The sequence below is a fragment of the Geomesophilobacter sediminis genome (assembly GCF_016458275.1).
In the GTDB taxonomy this organism is placed as follows: domain Bacteria; phylum Desulfobacterota; class Desulfuromonadia; order Geobacterales; family Geobacteraceae; genus Geomesophilobacter; species Geomesophilobacter sediminis.
Map to the genome: position 1 here is coordinate 1 of NZ_JAEMHM010000060.1, position 350 is coordinate 350.

Here is a 350-nt window from a genome sequence, read left to right on the forward strand (position 1 = left end):
GTGTAGATGGCCCTCCTGATCTCGGGAGCATACGAAAAGAAGGGGATGATGTTATCCCAATTTCTTCGCCACGCTTTCGATACCGATGGATATGTCGAGTCCCACTTCGACTCAAATGCCTCCAGATTCATCTCTGCCTGCTCTGCCGTCGGGGCCTGATAGATTGACTTCAAGTCCTCAGCAACTTCTTTCCAACGTTTTCTGGCAACGTAGTTCATGCTGTGACGGACCATATGCACGATGCAAAGCTGAACCTGAGTGCTCGGAAATACCGCTTCAATTGCTTCAGGAAAGCCTTTGAGACCATCGACGCATGCGATGAAGATGTCCTTCACTCCCCGGTTTCTCAG

1 protein-coding gene is annotated in these 350 nt (G+C 50.3%); it reads right to left on the reverse strand.

What is annotated here, in order from left to right:
• On the reverse strand, positions 1-350 hold a 350-nt coding region (locus tag JFN93_RS25330), incomplete at both ends, for an IS256 family transposase (RefSeq protein ID WP_199387176.1).